Below are 25,046 nucleotides of genomic sequence, written 5' to 3' on the forward strand. Positions count from 1 at the left end.
TTTAATCATCGTTTTTTGGTAATCGTGCCAGCACTTCTGCTGCGTCCAGTACGTTGGTATTTACCATGTCGGAAGTAACGTGTCCGTCCCGCAACGTGATGTTGCGGCTACTGTACCCGGATATTTCCGGATTATGTGTTACGAAGATGATAGTACGTCCTTCGGCATGCAGCTTCTGGAATAATACCAATATTTCGAAACTGGTCCGCGTGTCCAGGTTTCCTGTTGCTTCATCGGCAAGTATTACCGCCGGATCATTTACCAGTGCACGGGCGATGGCTACACGTTGCATCTGCCCTCCTGACATTTGGTTGCTTTTATGCTCTAATCTATCACCCAGGCCAACGGCAATCAGTGCGTTGACTGCCTTTTCTTTTCTTTTTGCGGCACTGTAATTCGGATTATACATCAGGGGTAGTTCCACATTTTCTACTGCGGTGGTCTTCGGAAGCAGGTTATAACTTTGGAAGACAAAGCCGATTTTACGGTTGCGCAACGTTGCACGGGCATTCTTTCCCATCGTCCTGACAGAAACACCATCCAGATAGTATTCGCCGGACGTAGGTGTGTCGAGGCAACCCAGTGTGTTTAGCAACGTGCTTTTTCCTGATCCGGAGGTTCCCATGATGGTGACGAACTCGCCTTCGTGTATGGTGAAGGAGACGCCGCGTAAGGCATGTACGGTTTCGTCGCCGACCCGGAAGTCACGTTTGATATTATCCAGTTTGATGATCTCTTTCATTGCTTTATTTCTTTTTATTGCTTCCCGGAGGGCCTGGCATGAACGGGCTCTTTTCTGCCATTTCGGGAGACGGGGTTACAGTGGCAGAAGCGAGGTCTACTATTATTTCTTCTCCCTCTTTCAATCCTTCTGTTATCTCGATATGATTGCCGCTTGTGGAGCCTACGGTAACAGTGCGAGGCTGCAGCTTCTGCCCTTCTTTGACCCATATCAAACGCTTCCCTGCGGGAGTTTCCTTGTTTATATCTGTGACTGTAATGCCCATTGGTGTAAGTATATTTTCGTCAGGAACGAAGCGAAGGGCTTTAGTAGGGATAGTCAGCACGTTTTCTTGTTCCATTGTGTAAATCGTAACATTGGCTGTCAGTCGGGGTTTTAGCTTCAAGTCCGGATTGTCGGCTGTGATAACGACTTCATAAGTTACAACAGTGGAAGAAGAAGATGTCGAACTTGTGTTGCTATTGCTGCTGTCGCCCAGACGTATCTGTTTCACTTTGCCTTCAAATACGTCGTTAGGGTAAGCATCGACGGTAAAACTAACACGTTGCCCGTCTTGTACGTTGCCTATATCAGCTTCGTCTACATCGGCTATTACCTGCATCTTGGTAAGGTCGGCGGCGATGGTGAACAAGGTTGGTGTTTCAAAGCCCGCGGCAACGGTTTGCCCTTCTTCAACAGCACGGTCTATAATCACGCCGTCTATCGGGCTGGTGATGGTTGCGTATTCCAGATTGCGGTTAACCTTTACCATTGCTGCCTGGCTTTGGTCGTATGCAGCTTTTGCCTTCTCGTAGTTGTAAGTTGCAGTTTCGTAGTCGGAATCACTGATCAGCTTCTTTTCGTAGAGTACTTTGCTGCGGGCATAGTTCTTTTGTTGATATTCGAATTCCGTTTTGCTGCTTGCCAGCCCGGCCTGTGCTGATGCCAGCTCTGCTTTCAGGTTTACCTTATCCATTTCGGCAATTAGCTGTCCGGCTTTTACTACATCATTGTAGTCTGCATACAATTTATCAATGATACCCGAAACCTGTGTACCTACTTCTACTTCGGTAACCGGTTCTACGGCGCCTGTGGCTGTAACCGTATTGGTAATGGAGCCACGCCCCACTTTGGCCGTCTCCAGTTTTATACCGCCTTTTGATGATTTGCCCATAAAGAGATAGACTCCTCCAATGATGAGCAACATGACGATAATACCGATAATTAGTCTCTTTTTGTTCATATCTGATCTGTTTTATTTCATTCCCACATCAATTGGTTTCTTCTGATAGAGATTCAACAGTTGTATACTCATTACCGCCATATATTTGGATTGCAATACTTCCTGTTGTGCGGTTAGGTAATTGTTTTTCTCTGTCAGCAGTTCCACCGTGTTTTTCATTCCGAGAAAGAATTGTTCTTCGGTCAGCTTGTAACTTTCCGAAACATATTTAAGACGTTCCGACGCGGATAAATATTGGTTTTGCGAGGAAGTTGCATCCAGGTAAATACCTTCAACCGTTTTCAACAATGCTTTTTGTGTATTAAGCAGTTCGAGCTGGCTGGTTGTGATAGCTAGTTTTGCTTTGTTGTAGGCTGTCTTGTGCTCCCGGTTGCTGAATATAGGAATACTTAATGTAAGACCTATGCTTTCGTTAAACTTATTCCACATCTGACTGCCAAAGGTGTAATCGGTACCTGACAGATGTCCGGTTCCTATGCCTGCATTCATCGATAATGAGGGAAGATAACCGGCACGTGCCTTTGTCTTTTCCAGTTCGGCAATGCCTATAGAGAGTTGGCTGCTTTTTACTTCCGGCATTACAGCCAATGATGTATTGTAGATTGTTTGCTTATCGGGTAGGGGAAACATGATCTCTTTCTCGGTGATATCCGGGGCAGCCAAATGAATGTCTGCATTGATATCCAGTTCCAGTAATTGCTTTAGTTGCAATTTGTAATTATCCAGATTGGTTTGGGCTACTACTAGTTGGTATTTGTCTGTACTGTATTGGCTTTCGAGCTGGGCAAAATCTACCTGGGATATGGAACCGGCTTTGAAGAGTTCTTCGGCGCGGTCGCGTTGTGCTTTGGAAACTTCCACCGTATTTTCATTAATCCGGACAGCATCCATTGCATACAATACTTGCATGTAGGTCTGGATAAGTGAAATCTGGATGTCGTCTTCGTTTTGTTCAATGCTCAGTTCGTTTACTTTATTTTGTATCTGTTGTTGCTTGATGCTGCTGGTACGGCGTCCGCCATCAAATAAAGTCCAATTTGCATTGACGCTGTAGTTTCCCGTATAGCTGTTATTGCTTATGGCATCGGAAGAAGGGTAGTTAACATATCCCTGGGTAACGGATGCGTTAAGCGAAGGAAACAGTTGTGCTTTTGCCTGTTTTGTGTCTTCTATACCGGATAGGTGGGTCACTTTGCTTTTCTTCACCTGGATATTATGTTCCAAGGCATAGTTCAGGCAGTCGCGGAGTGTCCATTTGTCTGGTTGATCCTGTGCCTTCATTCCTGTACTGAGGAAAAACAAACATGCTAATAAGAATGAATATTGTTTCATAATGCCTTCGTTTTCTGTCTGTATTACGAAAGCAAAAATAAAAAACTGCTTTTCCTCTTACAATTATAGTAGAAGGAGAGGCGGTTTGTATAGACAAATGTGTTAAATCTATCGACAATAGGTCGTTTTGTTCATTGTAGTTTTACCGGAGCTTGGTTGTATTCTCTTACCAATAAAGTACGATTCCTGCAGCACCGGCAAGTAAAATCATCAGTATCGGGTTGACTTTAAACTTCCAGGTAAGAAGAAAAGCTGCTCCGAAGATAAGGAAACTTTTATAGTCTATAAAGTTCTCTTTATTCATTAACATCAGGGCTGCGGCTGCTATTAATCCTACTGTGGCCGGACGTAGTCCTGTAAAAGCGGCGGCCACATATTTATTGTTTTTGAATTTGGAAAAGAAGTAAGAGATAATCAGTACCAATATAAAGGAAGGTAAACACACGGCAAAAGTTGCCAGGCTGGAGCCCAATATACTCATACCTTGCGAATAGCCGGCATTATGGATAGCCGTATAACCTATGTAGGTGGCACTGTTGATGCCGATAGGCCCCGGAGTCATCTGGGATATGGCTACAATGTCGGTAAATTCCTGTAATGAGATCCATTTGTATTGGTCTACAACATCCGATTGGATTAAGGAAAGCATAGCGTATCCGCCGCCAAATCCAAAGATTCCGATTTTCAGATATACGTAAAACAATTGCAACCAAATCATAACTCAATACTTTTTTATTTTTAATCCGTAATATAACCCGCCAATGATAGCCGCCAGAATAATCCATACAGGAGACATATTACCCAACCATATTAACAGTGCCGCCCCGATTGGAATGACCATCTGTGCATAACTTAGCTTGATGGAACGGGCAGTGGTAAGGCATGGAACCGCAATCAGTGCTACCACAGCCGGACGTAAACCCTTAAATGCCTTTTCTATCCATACGTTATCCTTAACCCCGGTAAAGAACAGGGCAATTGCCAGGATGATAAAAAAGGAAGGGAGGATGGTGCCCAGCGCACATACAATACTTCCCAAAGTCTTCTTTAGTTTGTATCCCACGAAGATGGAGATATTTACGGCAAATATGCCCGGTAAAGACTGTGCTACCGAGAATAGGTCGATAAAATCTTCTTTCGAAAGCCATCCTTTGTCTACCACTTCACGCTGAATCAGCGGAAGCATAGCATAGCCGCCTCCGATAGTAAATGTCCCGATCTTAACGAATGTCAGAAAAAGCGTCCAATACATAGCAATTATTTTGTCAGGATAGTAGAATATGCAGCCGGATCGTTAATGATGCGGAGGGCTTCCTGATAACTTGCGTTGTCATCGTTTATGATCTGGAAATACTGAGCCATATCATATAGATCACGTGCAATAAGGGCTTTTATCTGAAGCATGATAAGCGGCTTGGAGCGGTTATATTGCTCTTCGTTGAACTCGATCTTCTCTTCTTTTGCCATATTCAGGAGATCCTGCATGATATCATCCGTGATGATGAAATCCTGCTTATATTGTGGGAATTTATGATATTTCTTTGTCATTTTTGCACGATTATGATCCAGGAAATTCATCGCAACCCGATTTACTAACCCGGATGCTACCAGTTTGCGGTGATAGTCTGTGTAACGGGACGTATCTACCGGAATGAAAACGTCGGGCATGATTCCGCCTCCGCCATAAACCGTGCGTTTATTAACTAATGTGTTATACTTCATTGAATCGGGAAAGTGAATACTGTCTGCACTCATTAGCTCTCCACGATTATAACGGTCTATCAGGTCGTGCTGGTATTCTTCGATCTTTCCGTTCTCGTAAGGTTTTTGAATACAGCGTCCGGTTGGTGTGTAATAGCGGGCAACGGTTAAGCGGATCATGGATCCATCGGGCAGGGGGATTGGTTTTTGCACTAATCCTTTACCAAAAGTACGACGGCCTACAATTACTCCGCGATCCCAATCCTGAACAGCACCTGACAGAATTTCACTGGCGGAAGCAGACGCTTCGTCTACCAATACAACAAGACGTCCGTCTTCGAAACCTCCCCGGTTGGTGGATTTTGCTTCTTCACGTGATTGTTTGCTGCCTTCGGTATAGACGATAAGTTTATCTTTACCCAAAAATTCATCAGCTAAATCGATTGCAATATTCAGATAGCCTCCGCCATTGCCTTGCAAGTCCAGAATCATATTTTTCATGCCTTGTTTCTTCAACTTTTCCAAAGCTTCACGAAACTCATTAGCCGAAGAAGCGGCAAAGCGGTTTAATTTGATATAACCTGTATTTTTGTCTGCCATATAAGCCGCGTCTAAACTGTATACCGGAATTTTGCCTCTGGTAATTTTGAATTCTATTAATTCCGGTTTATTGTTGCGCTGCACTTTCACATTTACTTCCGTTCCTTTGGGACCGCGCAAACGTTTCATAATGTCTGTTGTTTTCATGTTTACACCGGCAATCAGTGTGTCGTCAACCATAATGATACGGTCGCCGGCCATTAATCCTACTTTTTCGGATGGTCCGCCGGGAATTACCTGGATGACGTATAATGTATCTGTCAGCATATTGAACTGAATGCCGATACCGTCAAAGTTCCCTTGTAAAGGTTCGTTCATTTCTTTCGTTTCCTCCGGATCCATGTAGTTTGAGTGAGGGTCTAGTTTATCTAATATGCCTTTGATAGCATCTTCAACCAGCTTACTGTCATTTACGGGGTCTACATATAAATTGGAAATGGCATATAGTGCCATGGATAACTTGCGGGCATCTTGATTTACCGGCTGGGCTTTGACAGAAGTAAACGTTACGACTGCCAAGAGCAATACTATAAGTTGTTTCATTCGTTTATTAATTTCCTGATTCATTAATACAATTCTGTTTCTTTAGGGACAAACAGGGAAATGTCTTTTCCGTATCGTAAAAGTTCACGTACAATACTAGAACTGATATGTGTATGTTCCGGTTCGGTAAAAAGGATAAAAGTTTCGATTCCTGTAAGTTTACGGTTTACGTCGGCAATCGTCTTTTCATATTCAAAGTCGTTTACCGTACGGATACCGCGCAGAATAAAATGGGCTCCTACCTCAAGTGCAAAATCGACTGTCAGTGAGTTGTAGGACATAACTTTTACCCTTGGTTCGTTTTTGTATAGGTTTTGGATTGCCTCTATTCTTTTCTCAAGTGAAAAATAGGTTAGTTTCTTATCATTTATACCGATGGATATGATGATTTCGTCCACTAACGTCAGTCCCCGGGTTACTAATGACCGATGTCCGATGGTAAAAGGATCGAACGTCCCCGGAAACAGTGCTATTCTTTTATTTTCAACTGACAACATCTTCTTCTATTACAAGGTTATCTATAATGAAATTTTGTCGTTCCATTGTATTTTTGCCCATGTAGAATTCCAGCATTTCTTTTACGGAGTCTTCTTTCTTCATGGTTACCGGATCGAGACGAATATCTTTACCTATAAAGTGTTTGAATTCGTCCGGCGAAATTTCTCCTAATCCTTTGAACCGGGTAATTTCCGGATTTTTGCCTGCTGCCTGTATGGCTGCCAAACGTTCTTCCTCGCTATAACAGTACCATGTTTTTTGCTTGTTACGTACGCGGAAAAGTGGTGTCTGCAATATATATACATGGTTACGCTTGATCAGATCAGGGAAAAATTGCAGGAAGAAAGTAATCAGAAGCAAACGGATGTGCATACCGTCTACATCGGCATCCGTTGCAATAATCACCTTGTTATAACGTAATCCTTCCAGACCGTCCTCAATATTCAGAGCTGCTTGCAGCAGGTTGAATTCTTCATTTTCGTAAACGATCTTTTTGGTAAGTCCATAACTGTTTAATGGCTTACCACGCAGACTGAATACTGCCTGAAGATTCGGATCACGGCTTTTGGTGATGGAACCGCTGGCCGAATCTCCCTCTGTGATAAAGATACTGCTCTCTTCTGTCCGTTCTCCTTTTGTGTCGTTTAAATGGATACGGCAGTCACGCAATTTACGGTTATGCAAATTTGCTTTTTTGGCGCGTTCACGTGCCAGTTTGGTTACACCGGCTATTGCTTTGCGTTCTTTTTCTGCTTCAAGTATTTTATGTAAAAGAGCTTCTGAGGTATCGGCATTCTTATGGAGGTAGTTGTCCAGTTCTTTTTTGATAAAGTCTCCGATAAATTTGGCTACTGTCGGACCTTCCGGTCCCATATCTTTAGAACCCAGTTTTGTTTTGGTCTGGCTTTCAAATACAGGTTCTTCTACCTTAATACTGATTGCCGCCACAATTCCGGCCCGGATATCCGAATATTCAAAATTTTTGTTGTAATATTCTTTAATAACGCGTCCTACAGCTTCACGGAAAGCTGAAAGATGTGTTCCGCCCTGTGTGGTATGTTGTCCGTTTACAAATGAATAATATTCTTCGCCGTATTGGTTGCTGTGTGTAATAACCAATTCGATATCTTCTCCTGTCAAATGGATGATCGGATATAAAGGGTCTGTTGTCATGTTTTCATTTAACAGATCAACCAGGCCGTTGCGTGAATGGAACTTCTTTCCGTTATAAGTAATGGTAAGGCCGGAGTTTAGGAAAACATAATTTTTTAATAAGCTTTCAATGAACTCATCCTTATATTGATAGTCTTTGAAGATTTCGCGATCAGGAATAAAGTAAACCATGGTTCCGTTTGCTTCCTCTGTTGGCTGTATACCTGATTCTTCTGTAATGATGGCCTTGCTGTATTCCACTCGTTTGCATTCGCCGTCACGATAACTGGTGATTAGAAAATAGCTGCTTAATGCATTTACAGCCTTGATACCTACACCGTTCAATCCTACTGATTTCTTAAATGCTTTGCTATCGTACTTGGCGCCTGTATTCATCTTACTGGATACATCGACAACCTTGCCGAGAGGAACACCTCGTCCATAGTCGCGTACGGTAACAGAACCTTCTTCTACAGTAACTTCAATGGTCTTACCGTAACCCATCATATATTCGTCGATGGAGTTATCTAGTACTTCCTTCAACAATACATAGATTCCATCGTCTGCATAACTTCCATCTCCCAATTTACCGATATACATACCGGGACGCCGGCGGATATGTTCCATCCAATCCAGTGTCTTGATGTCATCGTCGTTATACTCTGTTGGTTGTTGTATAGTTGAATTCAGTTCGTCCATATTGATTATAACTTTTTTATAAATGCTCTTCTTGATTTGTGATGTTCACGTTTGAAGTAATCCCATTGGGCTTGTACGGCGCTGTTAGTTTCCAGTTCGGGATTACTTTCTGCATAAACAGCTCCTATGCTTTTGTATACCGGAATCAAATCATTAAAAAGTAATGCGTTTACGCCTTTGCTTTGATATTCAGGCAAAACTCCGGTTAGGTATAAGTCTATTACTTTAGGTCTGCTTTTTAGCCCTTTCAGCAAATGGATCCATCCGAATGGAAACATGTGCCCTTTTGCTTTTTGCAATGCTTTTGACAGGTTGGGTAACGATATCCCGAAACCGACCACTGAATTGTCATCTTCTTTTATGATAAGAGTAACCAGATCAAAACGGAGCATCGGGATATACATGTTTATATAATAATCGATTTGTTTTTCCGTGAGCGGAGCAAAACCATATAAAGGTGCAAAAGCAGCATTTAATGTATGGAATACCTGTTTGGTATAAGGCATAATTTCTTTGGCATTCTTAAATTTCATTACTTTTAATCCATATTTCTGCTTTACAATTTCTCCGATGCGCAAATGTTTATCGGGTACACCGTCTGGAATATAGATTTTAAATTCGTGCCAATCCTGATCTTTCTTGAATCCGATACGTTCTATCTGCTTAGGATAATAAGGATAGTTGTATATGGTAGCCATTGTGCCGATTTGATCGAAGCCTTCTATTAACATGCCTTCGTGATCCATGTCTGTAAAGCCCATTGGCCCGTGAATTTCTTCCATGCCTTGCTCGCGTGCCCATTTTTCTACAGCTCCGAACAGAGCGTCAACTACTTCATTGTCGTCTATAAAATCCACAAAACCGAAGCGTGCACGTTTCTGTCCCCAGACTTCGTTGCTCGGGTGGTTTATCATTCCGGCAATACGGCCAACAATTTTACCGTCTTTATAGGCTAGAAAGTATATTGCATCGCAAACTTCAAAGGCCGGGTTCTTTTTTTTATCTAATGTAACCATCTCTTCGTCTATCAAGCCAGGCACATGATAGGGATTCCCTTTATATAACTCGATATTAAATTTAACGAACTTCTTAAGTTCTTTCTTTCCGGTTACTTCTTTAATTATTACGCTCATCCATCATTCAATTAGATTGGCAAATTTACATAAATAAATTGATTGTGTAAATAAATAATGACGCTTAGGTTTTAAAGTTGTTGATTAAAACCGTATGTTTGTATGAACATGATATATACCTTGTATAGAGAAAACCAAAAATAGTTAGCAATTACATGAAGTTTTTATTATTTAATTTATTAGCATCATCAACTATGCTTTTAGGAAATTCTTGTGTTAAGGCCCCAAAAGTTCTCACTGCCGAGAAGGTGTTTGAAGTTGAAGCTGTGACAGGCGAAGGATCAATCTGGCATCCGGACCGCCGTTCTTTGTTTTGGGTAGATATTGAAGGAAAAACACTTTATGAATATTTTCCTTCGAAAAAAGATTGTAATGTGCGGACGTTTGATCGTATGATATCAACAGTTGTTCCTGAGACTGACAGTACTGTCATCGTTGCTTTTCAGGATGAGATAGCCCGTGTAAATTTGTGTAACCAGTCTGTTACTTCAATTGCCTCGATCCCTGATGAAAATGGTACTATCCGTTGTAATGATGGAAAATGCGACCCGGCAGGGCGTTTATGGGTTGGAACCATGAGCCTGAATGCTACCCCTCAGGCAGGTAAATTATATTGTGTACTTCCGGATGGAATGGTAATAACTAAAATTACAAAAGTTTCTATTTCCAATGGAATCGTGTGGTCGGCAAACAAAAAATATATGTATTATAACGATACACCGACTCGTAAAATAGTGCGTTACCGGTATGACGTTAGTAATGGCGATATACTTTATGACGGCGTTGCTGTCAGTATTCCTTCGGAGCAAGGCTTGCCTGATGGAATGACTATAGATAGCGAAGATAATTTATGGATTGCCCAATGGGGAGGATTTGGTGTATATTGCTATAATCCGTATACAGGCGATTTGTTGGCGAAAGTGGAAGTCCCGGCTCCAAATGTTACTTCTTGTGCATTTGGAGGCAGAAGCATGGATGAACTGTATATTACTACGGCTCGTTCGGGTTTATCTGACGAGGAATTGAAGAAATATCCGTTAAGCGGAAGTCTTTTCTATTGTAAGCCAGGAGCAAAAGGTATACAGGCCAATTATTTTAATGAATGATACAAGTCTTTTTATCAAATTAATTTAAACGTAAACAGGATATCAATTATATTTGTTTACTTTGTAAAAGAGATATCTGCTTATCTCTTTTTAAACTAAAAGATTTATGACAAAGAACAAATCCGGAAAGAAGGGTAACAAAGAAAAGAAGGAAAAGAAAGACAAGGGAAAAAGCAAACGAATGAGAAAAGAGGCTATGATACAAGCCACAATCTCTGTTTTTCAATCTTCTCCGAAAGAACCATTCAATTACAAGCAAATAAGTAAGATTATAGGACTGGAAAGCCAGGTACAGAAGTTGCAGGTTGCAGACATCCTTTATGATCTGGCAGCCGAAGATATTATTACTGAAATTGATCGTGGACGTTATCGGTTGAATGGACTGGGAACTGTTGCTGTTGGTTTATTTATGCGCCGTAGTAATGGTAAAAACTCTTTTATCCCCGAAGACGGAGGAAGCCCGGTATTTGTAGCCGAACGAAATTCCGGTCATGCTATGGATGGAGATAAGGTAAAAGTGCAACTTTTTGCTAAACGAAAAGGTGCTGAACCTGAAGGCGAAGTTGTGGAAATACTGGAAACAAAGGAACGTACTTATGTTGGAAAACTTCAAGTTTCCGGCAGTTTCGCTTTTCTTATTACAGAAAACAAAACGCTGGCTAATGATATTTTCATTCCGAAAGAAAAGCTAAACGGAGGGAAAAATGGAGATAAGGCTGTAGTGCGTATTATTGAATGGCCGGAAAATGCTAAGAATCCGTTGGGCGAAGTAATTGATGTATTAGGCGCTGCCGGACAAAATACAGCTGAAATGCATGCTATTTTGGCCGAATTCGGTTTGCCGTATAAATATCCTGTGAGTGTAGAAAAGGCAGCAGATAAAATTCCTGATAAAGTTTCTGAAGAAGAGATCGCGCAACGTGAAGACTACCGTAATATATTGACTTTTACGATAGACCCGAAAGATGCGAAAGACTTTGACGATGCTCTTTCTGCTCAACGTCTTGAAAATGGCAATTGGGAAGTGGGTGTTCATATTGCTGACGTAACGTATTATGTCAAACAAGATAGCTTGATTGATAAAGAGGCTGTAAACAGGGCTACTTCTGTTTATCTGGTAGATCGTACCATACCTATGTTGCCTGAAAGGTTATGTAATCAGATATGTTCGCTTCGTCCGGATGAAGAAAAACTTTGCTTCTCTGCAATCTTTGAATTGGATGAGAATGCAGAAGTGAAAAACTCACGTATTTGCCGTACGGTTATTAAAAGTGACCGGCGTTTTGCCTATGAGGAAGCTCAGGAGGTAATTGAAACCGGTGAAGGTGATTGCAAAGAAGCGATTCTGGCTTTGAATGAACTAGCCAAGAAGTTGAGGGAAAAACGTTTTAAGAATGGTGCCATAAACTTCGATCGTTATGAAGTTAAGTTTGAGATAGACGAAAATGGCAAACCGATCCGTGTTTACTTTAAAGAATCAAAAGAAGCGAATAAGCTGATAGAAGAGTTCATGTTGCTGGCAAACCGTACGGTTGCCGAATTTATAGGCCGTCCTCCTAGAGGCAAAGCTAAGAAGACGTTTGTTTACCGTATTCATGAATTGCCCGATCCGAATAAAATGGAAAACTTTGCCAGTTTTATCCGCCGTTTCGGATATAAGTTGAAGACAGAGGGAAATAAGGGCGAAATATCAAAAGGAATTAATAGCTTGTTGGATTCGGTGCAAGGTAAACCGGAAGAAAACCTGATTGAGACTGTTGCCATCCGCGCAATGCAGAAAGCAAAATACTCAACGGATAATGTTGGCCATTATGGTCTGGCGTTCGATTATTATACTCATTTTACATCTCCTATCCGCCGGTACCCGGATATGATGGTACATCGTTTGCTGGAACGTTATCTGGCAGGCGGGCGTAGCGTAATAAAGAGCAAATATGAAGAACTTTGCGACCATTGTTCTGAAATGGAACAAGTGGCTGCTAATGCGGAACGTGCTTCTATTAAATATAAACAGGTAGAGTTTATGAGTGATAAGTTGGGCATGGTATTCGACGGTGTTATTTCCGGAGTGACCGAATGGGGATTATATGTTGAGCTGAATGAAAATAAATGTGAAGGTCTTGTTCCTATTCGCGATTTGGACGACGATTACTACGAGTTTGATGAAAAGAACTATTGTCTGATCGGTAGACGTAAGAAGCGTAAATATCAATTAGGCGATTCGATCACAATCAAGGTGGCACAAGCAAACCTGGAACGGAAACAGCTGGATTTTTTATTAATGGAATAAAGGTCGAAAGACTTATATCAGGAAAACAAGAAAGGGACTGCTTCATGAATAGCGAAGCAGTCCCTCTTGATTGTTGCGGGGATAGTATTACCTTCTATTACTGAATTATCTTTATTACAGCCTGTAATAAAGATAATCAACAGATACGTGAAAAATAAGAACAACAGTTTATTAATTTCATAAGTTTTTTTGTATTTACCAATAAAGTAATCCGGTAACTCCGCAGGCAATCAATGCCAGTCCCAGAATTGTGTAGAAAATCCGTGCTCCTTTACGTCCGAATTTCCTCACAAATGTCATTGCACCACTAGTTTGGAAATACCAATCGAAGTTGAAAGCGGCGGCTATAATCGAGAATATGCCTAATGCAATGAATAAGGCAAGAATAAAGTATTCGGAAGGTTCCATATTATTTCCATTCTACAGAGCGCGAACCATCTGCATTCTCACTGATTGTCACCGAAACGACATCTTCCGGCAATAATTCTTCTATCTTTTCAGGCCATTCTATAAAACAGAGGGCTCCGCTATAGAAATAATCTTCCGTTCCTATGTCTTCGGCTTCGCTTAGTTTGTTGATACGATAATAATCGAAATGATAAATCAGTTCTCCTGTTTCATCGCTACGGTATTCGTTGATAATTGCAAATGTGGGGCTGTTGATTACATCTTCCACTCCCAGTTCTTCGCAGATAGCTTTTATGAATGTGGTTTTACCGGCTCCCATTTTTCCGTAAAAGGCAAAAACTGTACGGTCGTCCATAGCTGCAATAAACTCTTTGGCAGCCTGGCGGATCGTATCCAAGTTATCGATCTTTATTGTATTCATATAAATGATCTTATTATGTTTGTTATGTATTCTGGCTGCAAAGGTAATTAATTGTCCGTTCCCGAAAATTATTTCGGTTCCATAATAATAAACGGTACCATCATTTCTTCCATTGAAATCCCTCCGTGTTGGAAGGTGTTCTTATAATAAGAAACATAGTAGTTGTAATTATTAGGGTAAGCAAAGAAACTTTGCCCTGTAGCAAAGATATATTTACTGCTTAAATTAGGAGAGGGTAGCCCGAACTTTTCGGGATCGCGCATCTCAAAAACTTCTTTCGGGTTATAGTTCAGATTCTTTCCTACTTTATAGCGGAGGTTGGTGTTGGTATTTTTATCACCTACTACTTTGACCGGGTTATCTACCCGGATTGTCCCGTGGTCGGTTGTTACAATAACTTTGTAGCCTTTCGTAGCGATCCGCTTAAATAATTCTAAAGTGGAAGAATGCTGGAACCATGATTTGGTAAGGCTCCGGTAGGCCGCTTCGCTTTCTGCCAGTTCACGTATCATTTTGTTTTCAGTACGAGCATGTGATAGCATGTCTACAAAGTTTAATACCACGACATTCAGTTGATTATGGGTAAGTGAACTTACGTTTCCCAGTAGCTTTTCGCCATATTGGGAATCGTGTACTTTGTTATATGAGAATGTATATTTTTTGCGGAAGCGTTCTATCTGAGTCTTGATAAGAGGGGCTTCGTTCAGATTCTTGCCTTCTTCGCTGTCTTCATCTACCCATAAATCGGGGAACATTTTTTCTATTTGAAGCGGCATTAGGCCTGAAAAGATTGAATTTCGCGCATATTGGGTTGCAGTCGGAAGAATGCTGTAATAAAGGTTTTCTTCCATCGTATAGTAATCGGTCAGCAAGTCTTTTACAACACGCCATTGATCCAACCGGAAATTGTCTATGAGGATAAAGAACACCTTCTCTTCGTTATCCAACATAGGAAATACCTTCTTTTTAAACAGGTCGGGACTCATTAGCGGCCGCGACTCTGGATTTTGTATCCATTCGGTATAATTATGTTTTATGAACTTACCGAAGGCATTGTTGGCTTCTTCTTTCTGCATCCGGAGCATGTCTTGCATTTGCACCTGGTTGTTTTCCAGTTCCAGTTCCCAGTATACCAGTTTTTTATATACTTCCATCCACTCGCCGGCAGTGAGCGAATCATTTATTTGCATACCTATGCGACTGAATTCTTGCTGGTAACCTACAGTTGTTGTCTCTGAAATGATTACATTTTTATGGACATTCTTTTTAATAGACAGAAGAAGCTGGTTGGGATTGACCGGCTTTATCAGGTAATCGGCGATTTTATTTCCGATAGCCTGGTTCATGATGCTTTCTTCTTCGCTTTTTGTTACCATGACTACCGGAACGTTCGGGTCTATTTCTTTTATGTAAGCAAGTGTTTCCAGACCTGTGAGGCCGGGCATATTTTCATCCAGAAAGATAATGTCGAAGGATTGCTCCTTGCAACAGTCAATGGCATCTTGCCCACTGATCACGGGAATCACTTCATATCCTTTGTCCTGCAGGAACAGGATATGCGGTTTCAGCAAATCAATCTCATCGTCTGCCCAAAGTACCTTATCTTTCTTTACTGCCATATTTTATTTATTACTGTTTGGTAATATAACTACAAATCTATACCGAATTGTTGAAAATATAACGAAAGGGAACTTTGTTTTGTATATTCTTCGCTGTTTTTTAGGCTCATTAATTTTTCTTGATCGTGTAATCTTTAATACCTAAAGCATTATATGCTTGCAGTAAAGCTTCGTCATTGTCTGAAATCATCAGTAATTTGTCATTTTCTTTCAGCTCGGTGTTGCCTTTGGGAATAAAGTAACGTCCTTCACGTTTTACCATAACTGCCAAAGTATGGTCGGGCAATGTAAGCTCCATCAGCTTATTGCCATGCAGCAGTACGGCCGGTGTTATGTCTATTTCGCTCATTGCACTTTTTATATCCTCGGGAAGTTCGATGCCAAATGCATCCTTTTTGATTGGAGCGGCTATCAGGTTTAACCATTTGGCAGCTAATGTTACGGTAGTTCCCTGGATTAGCAAAGACAAGATGGTGATAAAGAACACGACATTGAATATCAAACCGGCATGTTCTACCCCGGCAATCAACGGGTAAGTGGCGAAGATGATAGGAACTGCTCCGCGTAATCCTACCCAAGATATGTATAGCTTTCCTCTCAGATCGAAGTTCTTGTAAGGAAGCAGGCATAGAAACACACTGACCGGGCGAGCTATAATAATCATAAAGATACCAACTGTTAGCCCGATACTTGCTACCGGTAGCAATTCGTGTGGGTTTACCAGCAATCCCAGCGTTAAGAACATTACAATTTGCCATAACCAGGCGAAACCGTCAAAGAAGGTACCGATACTCTTCTTGTGCACTATCTTTGAATTGCCCACGATTAATCCGGCAATGTATACTGCCAGATAGCCGTTTCCTTTGCAAAGCGTGGTGGCAGAGAAAGTCAGGAATGCTGTTGCCAGTATCATAATAGGATACAAAGATTCGTTTTCTATGTTTATACGGTTAATAATATATACGGCTAATCGCCCGAACAGGTAACCGGCTATACCGCCCACAATCAACTGGATGACCAACGAGAAACCGGCTTCCATCAAATCCATGTCCCCCTGTTGTATATAGGCTATCAATATAAGAGTCAACATGTATGCCATGGGGTCGTTGCTTCCGCTTTCGAGTTCCAGCGTGGGGCGCAGTTTTTGCTTCAGATGTACGCCTTTGCTTCGTAATATGGAGAAGACGGAAGCCGAGTCGGTAGATGACATAACGGCAGCCATCAGCAGCGATTCGGGGAAAGTGAGCGACACGTATTGGGACGCAAAGCCTGATAACCAATATATGAATCCGCCGGTAATAAAGGTGGTTGCAAAAACTCCTATAGTAGCCAGCACTATTCCTTGTGAGGCAATTGGCTTGACTTCGGAGAACTTTGTGTCCATACCGCCGGAAAACAAGATAATACTTAATGCCAGCATACCGATGAATTGTGCAAAATGTGAGTCGCTGAACTGTATACCCAGGCCGTCGCTTCCGAACAGCATGCCTACTCCCAGGAACAAGAGTAACGCAGGAAGTCCGAAACGATAACCGGCTTTACCGGCAAAAATACTTAAAAACAAAATAATAGAGGCTGTCAACAATACCTCTTCGCCGTTATGAAACATAGGTTAAATGATTTATTATATTATTACTTGTTATCAGATGCATAAGCTCTTTGTATTCAATGGAAAATGAAGAACAAAAATAGTAATTATACCCGACAAATCTTCTTTGTTATTATATTATCTGCTGTATATCTAACTTTTATTTGTAAATATGGAACTATTTAGTAAAAGTATAGCATCAAATACTTAAAAAAACGGCATAACGGATTTAATAAACTTTATCTTTCCTATTATATTAACAACCTTTTTATCTGTAGGGTTTTTCCTGTTTTGAAGAAAATCACTATTTTTGACGCACATACGATCGCTATATGAACAAAAAACATTTATTTACACTACTATGTGCTCTGTTACTGATAACCAGTTGTAACCGCCGAGAGCACTTTATTACAGACAATGCTTACAGGGTCGAAGTGGAAAAAGATTTCCAGGCTAAGCAGGCTGCATTACCGGACGGCAATCTGTTCGAAGTATTCAATGAGCAAATGACTCCGAAAGAAAAAGAAGCACTTACGTTTATGTATGCTTATATGCCGATCGGAGATATTACTGATTACAGCGGAGATTTCTATCTGGATAATATTCGCTCATCTTTCAAGGCACAAAAGGAAATGCCTTGGGGAGACAGTATCCCGGAACAGGTATTCCGTCATTTCGTCTTGCCGGTGCGTATAAACAATGAAAATCTGGATAATAGCCGCACGGTCTTTTTTGAAGAATTGAAAGACCGCGTAAAAGGACTTTCTCTTTATGATGCCGTGCTGGAAGTAAATCATTGGTGTCATGAGAAGGTTATCTATACGCCTTCGGATGGTCGTACAAGTTCGCCGTTGGCCTCGGTACGGACAGCGTACGGGCGTTGTGGCGAAGAATCTACTTTTACCGTGGCTGCTCTTCGCTCGGTAGGCATCCCGGCACGTCAGGTATATACACCCAGATGGGCGCATACCGATGATAATCATGCGTGGGTAGAAGCATGGGTAAACGGCAAATGGTATTTTCTGGGAGCATGCGAGCCGGAACCTGTCCTTAATATGGGCTGGTTTAACGGGCCTGCTTACCGTGGCATGTTGATGCATACGAAAGTATTTGGCAAATATAATGGCCCGGAAGATGTAATGGAACGTACGGACGGATATACCGAAATCAATGTAATAGACAACTATGCTCCGTCTGCCAGGGCAGAGATTATCGTAACCGATACGGAAGGTAAACCGGTACAGGGTGCAGAGGTGGAATTTAAGATATATAATTATGCCGAGTTTTACTCCGTTGCACGTAAGAAGACGGATGCCGATGGCAAATGTTCGCTTTCAGCCGGTAAGGGAGACATGCTTGTTTGGGCAAGTAAGGACGGTAAGTTTGGATATAGTAAAGTCTCTTTTGGCAAAGACGGCAGTATAACTATTCAATTAAATAAAGTACCGGGTGATGTAATCGATACGTCTGTGTTGGATATTGTTCCGCCGGTAGACGGTACTATACCTGTCAGTGTAACCGACGAACAAAAGGAAGCAAATGCAAAACGTTTGCTTGAAGAGGATGCCATCCGTAATAAATATGTAGAAACATTCTATACTGTAGACAAGGCTGTGGCGCTTGCCAAAGAATTGGGCACGGATGAAGACCTGACCGCCAAATATATGTTGGCAAGCCGTGGCAATTATAACGAAATAGAGAAGTTCCTTCGCGAAACTCCGTCCGATAAACGTGCTCAGGCTATTGCCTTGCTAGGTGTAATTTCGGCTAAAGATGTCCGTGATACTCCTGCTTCCGTATTGGCAGACCATTTGAACAATACGCCGCAATCTGATAGCGAACTGTTTACGGAATATGTTATGAATCCGCGTGTAGCACTAGAGTTCCTTACGCCGTATAAGAGTTTCTTTGCTGCAAATGTAGATTCCGCCTTTGCAAAACAGGCGAAGGATGATCCGCAGGTGTTGGTCCGGTGGGTGAAAGATAGCATTACGATAAATAATGATTTGAATGCGCAGCGTATTTCTATCATGCCGATAGGAGTCTGGAAGGCACGTGTATCGGATATAAATTCAAGGGATATATTCTTTGTCGCTTTGTCGCGTAGTTTAGGTATTCCGGCACGTATTGAACCGGTAGCCCGTAAAGTACAATATAATAAAGATGGGCAATGGATAGATGTAGACTTTGAAGCTGTTGCCCCGGTTACTGCCAGACAAGGTAAGGTTGTGGCTTCCTATGCTCCGATTAAGGCATTACAAGACCCGAAATACTTCAGCCATTTCACAATTGCAAAAGTGTTGCCTGATGGTAAATTGCAGACATTAAATTTTGAATCGGGAAATGGTGCTGATATGGGCACGGGAGATACCTGGAGCGCTTTGCTGAAAAATCCGTTGACACTGGACACAGGAGATTATGTGCTGGTTACCGGAACGCGTATGGCAAACGGTAGTGTGTTGTCTGAGATGACTTTCTTTAAAGTAGAAGAGGGCGAAACAACACCAATTAAACTGGAAATGCGGGAAAATAAAGATGAAATCCAGGTAATAGGAAACTTTAATTCGGAAGATAAGTTCCGACGCGCTGATAATGGAGAAGAAACAAGCATTTTGGCAACTACCGGCCGTGGTTATTATGTTGTGGCTATTTTAGGCGCTCGCCAGGAACCTACTAATCATGCAATGCGTGACATAGCTGCCGTTAAGAAAGAATTGGAAGAGTGGGGGCGCGGTATGGTTCTGCTTTTCCCTGATGAAAAAGGTTATAAGAATTTTGATCCGAAGGAATTCGGCGAATTACCCAATACAATTACCTACGGTATCGATATTGACAATGCAATCCAGAAAGAAATTGTAAGTGCAATGAAATTGCCGCAATCCAATACGCTGCCGATCTTTATCATAGCCGATACTTTCAACCGTGTGGTTTTCGTGTCTCAGGGTTACACGATCGGTTTGGGCGAACAATTGATGAAGGTGATACATAAACTATAAGTTGGGCTTGCTCAACTTATAGTAGTTAACTACTTAATTATTCGTATTCTTCACAGAATTGTAATATCTGTTTCATTTTACTGAAATATGGTTGATATTATTTTGTACTCATAAAATAATTAGACACAGAAAATGAAAAAGACGATTGTTCTGGCTGCAATGGCAGCTTGTATGTTTGTAACAAATGTATTTGCACAGAAAATTAAAGGTAGCGATACTTGCCTGCCTGTTACACAGTCCGAAGCCGAAAACTTTATGAAAAAGAATAAAGGAGCCAGTATTACGGTAACCGGGGGAGGCTCCGGCGTGGGAATATCTGCTTTGCAGGAAGGAACTACAGATATTGCAATGGCGTCCCGTAAGATAAAGTTCGACGAAAAGGTCAGAATGCAGAAGTCCGGTAAAACACCAAAAGAGGTGGTTATTGCTTACGATGCATTGGCTGTTGTGGTACATCCTTCTAATAAAGTCTCTAATCTGACACGTGAACAACTGGAAGGTATCTTCACCGGAAAGATTAAAAACTGGAAAGAAGTAGGTGGGGCGGATATGAAAATAGTGGCTTATTCGCGTGAAACTTCTTCAGGAACATACGAGTTTTTTAAGGAAAGCGTGCTGAAGAATAAGAACTACATGAATGGGATATTAAGTATGCCTGCCACTGGTGCAATCATACAGAGTGTGAGCCAAACGAAAGGCGCCATTGGCTATGTTGGGCTTGCCTATCTGAATAAGGATGTTAAACCTATTCACGTGTCGTATGATTCGGGGAAAACATTTACAGAGCCGTCTATGGCGAATGCAAAGAATAAAACTTATCCTGTTGTGCGTCCGCTCTTTTACTACTATGAAGTAAAGAATGAAGCTAACGTGAAACCCTTTATTGACTATGTGCTTTCTGCTGAAGGACAAGAGCTTGTTAAGAAGGTTGGATATATTCCGTTGAAATAAAAGAAAAAAAAATGCACACCTTTGCCGGGTTTGTGCATTTATATTGGTTTGTTTTGCACATATATTGGGATATTATTCTACCTTTGCGACCGTTATAAACAAACAACTATTTAATGAAAGCATTGACAATCGGAGACCTAAAGGCTCGCATTCCTATTATCCAAGGAGGAATGGGCGTAGGTATCTCTCTTTCCGGCTTAGCCTCAGCCGTTGCAAATGAAGGTGGGATCGGTGTAATTTCCGCCGCCGGTCTCGGTCTTTTATATAAAAAATTATCTCCAAATTACACAGAAGCCGGTAATCTTGGCCTGGCCGAAGAAATCCGTAAAGCCCGCGAGAGGGCTAAAGGAATTATCGGCGTGAATGTCATGGTTGCTCTTTCCGATTTTGCAGAACTGGTAAAGACGAGTATTGCAGAGAAGGTAGACATCATATTCAGTGGTGCCGGATTACCTTTGGACTTGCCATCGTTTTTGAAGAAAGACAGTGTAACGAAACTGGTACCTATCGTATCGAGTGCACGTGCCGTACGTATTATCTGCGAAAAATGGAAAAACAATTACGATTACCTGCCTGATGCAGTTGTCTTGGAAGGCCCAAAAGCCGGTGGACATTTGGGATATAAGGAGAATCAGTTGGAAGACGAACATTTTTCGTTGGAAGAGTTGTTGCCGCAGGTAGTAGCTGAGGTTTCACACTTCGAACAGAAGTATGACAAGAAGATCCCTGTAATTGCAGCGGGAGGCATTTACACGGGTGAAGACATTAAGCGCATGATAGACCTTGGAGCGTCAGGCGTACAGTTAGGAACACGTTTTGTTACCACCAAGGAGTGTGATGCATCCGAGGCTTTCAAAGAAAGCTATATTCATGCTGAAGAGAAGGATATCGAGATCATTAAAAGCCCTGTTGGTATGCCGGGGCGGGCAATTCACTGCAATTTCCTGGAGAAGGTGAAGCAGGGAATAAAACAGCCGAAAGTATGTCCGTTTAATTGTATCAAGACTTGTGATATATCGCGTAGTCCTTATTGTATTGTGACGGCTTTGTATAATGCATTCAAAGGAAACTTCGAGAATGGTTATGCATTTGCAGGCAGTAATGCCTGGCGGGCAAGACGTATCATGTCTGTACGGGAAACGATTTCGGAATTAATAGACGAATGGAAATCTAAAATGTAAATAAAAAACGCCGTTGGTAATCTGCCAACGGCGTTTTTTGTTGATACTATATTATTACTGTATATCTTTCAGTTCAACCAGCTTGTTAACGATAGCATAGATTGTTAAACCGCTGGCACTATGTATTTGTAGTTTGCGTGCTATATTGCGGCGATGGGTTATGACTGTATGTGTGGATAAGAATAGCCGGTCTGCAATTTCCCGGTTTGTCATCCCTTTTACCACACAAGTAACAATTTCTTTCTCGCGGGTACTTAATGTCTGTTGTTCCTCATTCTCGGCATTGTCCGGGATTTCTTCGGCCAACAGGCGTTCCAGTTTGTGCTTTATTTCGTCTATACTGTCATAAAGGCCAAATTGGTCGTCGTAGGGACGTATCATTTGTGGATCGGTTGCACTGCATATTAAGGCGATACATTTTATTCCGGGGCAGGCACATCCGTCTTTGATAGACTGGAGTCCCGAATAACCGGGGAACACCGGATTTATAATCAATAACTCCGGTTTATGCATCCTTAAAGATTCCTGCAGGCTTTCCATGTTACATATCTCTATTATTTGAATATGAAAACCTTGCAGTTGCCGCAATACAGTTTCTAATCCACAACGGATAATTGTAGAAGGTTCTGCAATAGCAATTTTAAAATTAAAGTTCATGTTATGAATTTAATTGTTTTTCTAATGCCAGGATAGCTGGCACGAATAAATAATCTTCTACGTGATTATGGGCTGCTAAATCTTGTTCGGTAGAAAATATATCGAATAATACACTATTCAGCAGGTAACTGTCTTTTCCCGGATAATATTTGATCAGGATATTTTTCAATTCTGTTATTTTCATTTCTATCTGGTCATGCCGTTTTTTAAAGATAGAAATGTTATACTTAGGGTCTTTTTCTCCTTTCAGCAAATTACGGACATAGGGGAATACGTTTTTTTCTTCGTATGACATGTGTTTATTTACCTCTTCTGTATATCCGTCGAAGAATTGGCGGATAACAAATGCTACATCTTCCGGGCAATCTTGTATAGCGTCAACTAATTTACGACGGATGTGCGGAAGGCGGAAATTGAGAAAATAATCATGTGCGTTGTGTAAATAAACAATCAGTGATTCTATGGAGAGACATTTGTCGATATCTGTGATTAGTCCTTTTCTGTCTTCTACGAGGAAATTTACTACGGTTAAGAAAGTACAAGTATCCACCTTATTCTGCCGGCAAACATCTCCGATATTTTTTTCTCCGAAACCGAGGGCAATGCCAAAACGACTCATAACGAGAACCATGGGATAGTTCTCGCAAATCAAATCGCTCATCTTATCAGTTTCTCTGTATTTTCCTTTTTTGTACATTATTTTTCTGTCTCTTTTGGGGGTTGAATAGTCAAAGATACAAAATATTATTCCCATTTCGCCATCATCGGGGAAAGTTAGATATATAAAATATTGAAAGAGGAACCGCTTCCTGTTGGCATCGGTTGTTATTTGCCGGACACGGGTGCACTGTTGATCATTCTCCTATGAACCCGTTTGCCGGGATTTATGCGTTAAAATCACTATTAATAGGTAACGGCGGAGTTTATTTACTCAGTTCTAGGTATTGTATCTCTTTCTAGGCGAGCTTATCTTTGCAGTGTCAGATGAAAAGATGGCTATTAGTATAATCGCTATACCAGAACCTGTTGCTAATATTTAAAGTAAGCATATAAGATGATTAAACACCGTATGAACAGAGGAGTTTTTTATTGGTTATCCTCTTCATAAAAAAGAAGTCTCCCTGTGAAGGAAGGCTTCTTTTTTGTTAGAAAAAAACATAGCTTTGCATACGGTTGTTGTTAATAATAAAGGGGATTTATAAAATTAAATAAATATATGGCTATGGGGCATCATCACGAACATAATCATGACCACAATCATGAGATAACTTCACTCAACAAAGCTTTTGTTATAGGTATAAGCTTGAATCTCATATTTGTATTTGCTGAGTTCTTTGCAGGTTTCTGGTATAATTCATTAGGTTTGTTGTCCGATGCAGGGCATAACCTGGGAGATGTTGCGAGCTTGATCCTTGCTATGTTGGCATTCCGGCTAGCCAGAGTGCATCCAACTTCCAGTTATACGTATGGATATAAAAAGAGTACGGTATTGGTTTCGTTACTTAATGCGGTTATTTTGTTAGTTGCTGTCGGTATCATTGTTACCGAGAGTATAGGAAAACTTATGCATCCCCGCCCGGTGGAGGGTGAGGCTATAGCCTGGGTTGCCGGTATTGGTGTTGTTATTAATGCTTTGACGGCCTGGCTTTTTATGAAAGATAAGGATAAAGACCTGAATGTAAAGGGGGCTTATTTGCATATGGCTGCCGATGCTTTGGTATCGGTTGGCGTTGTGGCTTCCGGTATTATTATCAGCTATACCGGCTGGTATGTGATTGATCCGGTTATAGGATTACTGATTGCTGTTATTATAGTGTATTCTACGTGGGGGCTTTTGCGCGACAGTATCCGTCTTGCCTTGGATGGAGTTCCTCCGGGAATGGATATTAAAAAAATAGAAGCGATAATTTATGATGTATCCGGAGTAAAGAACGTACACCACCTGCATATCTGGCCGATAAGCACTACGGAAATAGCCCTGACCGGACATATACGTATTGAAGGTTCGGATTGTATGGAAAATATAAAGCATGAAATTAAGCATAGCCTGGCCGACAATGGCATTTCGCATGTTACATTGGAGTTTGAAACATCGGGCAACAAATGTTGTGATTCTAATTGTGCATTAGTTGAAGATAAATAATGATAAGGATCATTTGAAAAAAACATCCCGATGATTTTATAAAGTCATCGGGATGTTTCTGAAT

General features: G+C 41.3%; 21 protein-coding genes. 6 read left to right on the forward strand and 15 right to left on the reverse strand.

The features are described 5' to 3' along the window. Position 1: 1 nt before the first annotated feature. The 9 genes from C4S38_RS07930 to C4S38_RS07970 all read right to left on the reverse strand — a co-directional run bounded on the left by C4S38_RS07930 (position 2) and on the right by C4S38_RS07970 (position 9,622). A complete protein-coding gene (locus tag C4S38_RS07930; RefSeq protein WP_103983277.1) occupies positions 2-742 on the reverse strand; it encodes an ABC transporter ATP-binding protein in 741 nt (246 codons plus the stop codon). Positions 743-746: 4 nt separating this feature from the next. Next, positions 747-1,964 carry an efflux RND transporter periplasmic adaptor subunit gene (locus C4S38_RS07935; RefSeq protein WP_103983278.1) on the reverse strand — a complete coding sequence of 406 codons (1,218 nt, stop codon included), beginning with the start codon at positions 1,962-1,964 and terminating at the stop codon, positions 747-749. A gap of 12 nt (positions 1,965-1,976) precedes the next feature. Further along, complete coding sequence (locus C4S38_RS07940) at positions 1,977-3,296, reverse strand: TolC family protein (protein ID WP_103983279.1); 1,320 nt, start codon at positions 3,294-3,296, stop codon at positions 1,977-1,979. A gap of 166 nt (positions 3,297-3,462) precedes the next feature. Next, positions 3,463-4,014, reverse strand: a complete 552-nt coding sequence (locus C4S38_RS07945; RefSeq protein WP_103983280.1) for a chromate transporter — start codon at positions 4,012-4,014, stop codon at positions 3,463-3,465. A 3-nt stretch (positions 4,015-4,017) separates the two neighbouring features. Continuing rightward, positions 4,018-4,548, reverse strand: coding sequence for a chromate transporter (locus C4S38_RS07950; RefSeq protein ID WP_103983281.1), 531 nt, complete (start codon positions 4,546-4,548; stop codon positions 4,018-4,020). Positions 4,549-4,553: 5 nt separating this feature from the next. Further along, positions 4,554-6,140, reverse strand: coding sequence for a S41 family peptidase (locus C4S38_RS07955; protein ID WP_103983360.1), 1,587 nt, complete (start codon positions 6,138-6,140; stop codon positions 4,554-4,556). Positions 6,141-6,163: 23 nt separating this feature from the next. Then, the gene (gene coaD / locus C4S38_RS07960) at positions 6,164-6,637 is read right to left on the reverse strand and encodes a pantetheine-phosphate adenylyltransferase (protein WP_099463843.1); all 474 of its coding nucleotides are present in this window, start codon (positions 6,635-6,637) and stop codon (positions 6,164-6,166) included. After that, the gene (locus C4S38_RS07965) at positions 6,624-8,489 is read right to left on the reverse strand and encodes a DNA topoisomerase IV subunit B (protein WP_099463842.1); all 1,866 of its coding nucleotides are present in this window, start codon (positions 8,487-8,489) and stop codon (positions 6,624-6,626) included. The genes coaD and C4S38_RS07965 overlap by 14 nt, the downstream gene beginning before the upstream one ends. 5 nt (positions 8,490-8,494) lie before the next feature. Continuing rightward, complete coding sequence (locus tag C4S38_RS07970) at positions 8,495-9,622, reverse strand: hypothetical protein (protein WP_099463841.1); 1,128 nt, start codon at positions 9,620-9,622, stop codon at positions 8,495-8,497. 194 nt (positions 9,623-9,816) lie between these two features. Here C4S38_RS07970 and C4S38_RS07975 point away from each other — a divergent pair, with 194 nt between their 5' ends. Beyond that, positions 9,817-10,728 (forward strand): SMP-30/gluconolactonase/LRE family protein, encoded by a 912-nt coding sequence (locus C4S38_RS07975; RefSeq protein ID WP_103983361.1) that lies wholly within the window; start codon positions 9,817-9,819, stop codon positions 10,726-10,728. Positions 10,729-10,834: 106 nt separating this feature from the next. Beyond that, entirely contained in the window at positions 10,835-13,018 is a 2,184-nt protein-coding gene (gene rnr, locus C4S38_RS07980; protein WP_103983282.1) for a ribonuclease R, read from the forward strand. Between the two features lie 195 nt (positions 13,019-13,213). Here rnr and C4S38_RS07985 read toward each other — a convergent pair whose 3' ends face one another. The 4 genes from C4S38_RS07985 to C4S38_RS08000 all read right to left on the reverse strand — a co-directional run bounded on the left by C4S38_RS07985 (position 13,214) and on the right by C4S38_RS08000 (position 17,075). After that, complete coding sequence (locus C4S38_RS07985) at positions 13,214-13,426, reverse strand: immunity 17 family protein (protein ID WP_103983283.1); 213 nt, start codon at positions 13,424-13,426, stop codon at positions 13,214-13,216. A 1-nt stretch (position 13,427) separates the two neighbouring features. After that, positions 13,428-13,847 carry a tRNA (adenosine(37)-N6)-threonylcarbamoyltransferase complex ATPase subunit type 1 TsaE gene (tsaE, locus tag C4S38_RS07990; protein WP_103983284.1) on the reverse strand — a complete coding sequence of 140 codons (420 nt, stop codon included), beginning with the start codon at positions 13,845-13,847 and terminating at the stop codon, positions 13,428-13,430. 68 nt (positions 13,848-13,915) lie between these two features. Further along, positions 13,916-15,466, reverse strand: a complete 1,551-nt coding sequence (gene porX / locus C4S38_RS07995; protein ID WP_103983285.1) for a T9SS response regulator signal transducer PorX — start codon at positions 15,464-15,466, stop codon at positions 13,916-13,918. A 109-nt stretch (positions 15,467-15,575) separates the two neighbouring features. After that, positions 15,576-17,075, reverse strand: a complete 1,500-nt coding sequence (locus C4S38_RS08000; RefSeq protein ID WP_103983286.1) for a potassium/proton antiporter — start codon at positions 17,073-17,075, stop codon at positions 15,576-15,578. A gap of 311 nt (positions 17,076-17,386) precedes the next feature. On the opposite strand from C4S38_RS08000, the gene C4S38_RS08005 reads away from it, so the two are divergent. The 3 genes from C4S38_RS08005 (at position 17,387) to C4S38_RS08015 (ending at position 22,182) form a co-directional block, all read left to right on the forward strand. Further along, positions 17,387-20,050 carry a transglutaminase-like domain-containing protein gene (locus C4S38_RS08005; protein ID WP_103983287.1) on the forward strand — a complete coding sequence of 888 codons (2,664 nt, stop codon included), beginning with the start codon at positions 17,387-17,389 and terminating at the stop codon, positions 20,048-20,050. Positions 20,051-20,182: 132 nt separating this feature from the next. Continuing rightward, a complete protein-coding gene (locus tag C4S38_RS08010; protein WP_099463833.1) occupies positions 20,183-21,001 on the forward strand; it encodes a PstS family phosphate ABC transporter substrate-binding protein in 819 nt (272 codons plus the stop codon). Positions 21,002-21,114: 113 nt separating this feature from the next. Continuing rightward, complete coding sequence (locus C4S38_RS08015) at positions 21,115-22,182, forward strand: NAD(P)H-dependent flavin oxidoreductase (RefSeq protein WP_103983288.1); 1,068 nt, start codon at positions 21,115-21,117, stop codon at positions 22,180-22,182. A 54-nt stretch (positions 22,183-22,236) separates the two neighbouring features. On the opposite strand, the gene C4S38_RS08020 is transcribed toward C4S38_RS08015, so the two are convergent. Both C4S38_RS08020 and C4S38_RS08025 read right to left on the reverse strand, forming a co-directional pair. Next, a complete protein-coding gene (locus C4S38_RS08020; protein ID WP_103983289.1) occupies positions 22,237-22,839 on the reverse strand; it encodes a response regulator transcription factor in 603 nt (200 codons plus the stop codon). 1 nt (position 22,840) lies between these two features. Next, positions 22,841-23,536 (reverse strand): hemerythrin domain-containing protein, encoded by a 696-nt coding sequence (locus tag C4S38_RS08025; protein ID WP_103983290.1) that lies wholly within the window; start codon positions 23,534-23,536, stop codon positions 22,841-22,843. Between the two features lie 525 nt (positions 23,537-24,061). Here C4S38_RS08025 and C4S38_RS08030 point away from each other — a divergent pair. Next, entirely contained in the window at positions 24,062-24,982 is a 921-nt protein-coding gene (locus C4S38_RS08030; RefSeq protein ID WP_103983362.1) for a cation diffusion facilitator family transporter, read from the forward strand. Positions 24,983-25,046: the final 64 nt, after the last annotated feature.

This window comes from Parabacteroides chinchillae, assembly GCF_900108035.1.
GTDB lineage: Bacteria > Bacteroidota > Bacteroidia > Bacteroidales > Tannerellaceae > Parabacteroides > Parabacteroides chinchillae.